1 protein-coding gene is annotated in these 449 nt (G+C 53.0%); it reads right to left on the bottom strand.

All coding sequences use genetic code 11. The annotated features are described in order from the left end of the window. On the bottom strand, positions 1-449 hold a 449-nt coding region (locus ACTHUR_RS20800; RefSeq protein WP_440400700.1), incomplete at both ends, for an AsmA family protein.

Below are 449 nucleotides of genomic sequence, written 5' to 3'. Positions count from 1 at the left end.
CCTTTTGCGTCTTGCTGAAGGTGGTAGGAAGCAGGTTGGGTCGCCGCAATACTCAGGCCGCCCTCGGTTTTGCCGCCATAAAGCCCGGCTTTGAAACGGTGCAGGGCGATATGTTCTTTATCGGCGGTGAGCAGGGATTCGATGTTTTCTAATTGCAGGCCGGCGGTTTGAATGCTGCCGATTTGGAGGTTGGCCTCAATATCGGGCAACCAGGATTTGGCCAGCAGGGAAGGAAGGTTTAGTGGTGGCTGGGTTTTCAGATCTTCCAAGTAAGGGGTCAGATTGAGTTTTTGTAAGGCGATACCGGCGTCAAGGTGCGGACGCGGTTGGGTATCGCGTTGGTATTTAAAGGCCAAGGCAAGGGCTTGTCTGTCAAATGCGCCTTTCAGACGGCCTTCCCATGTATTGAGGCTGAAATTGGCCTGTCCTTCGAGTGTACTGATAAATCG

The sequence above is a fragment of the Neisseria sp. P0021.S007 genome (genome assembly GCF_051956855.1).
The sequence above is the reverse complement of the archived record's forward strand: the minus strand, read 5'-3'. Positions and strand labels throughout refer to the sequence as shown.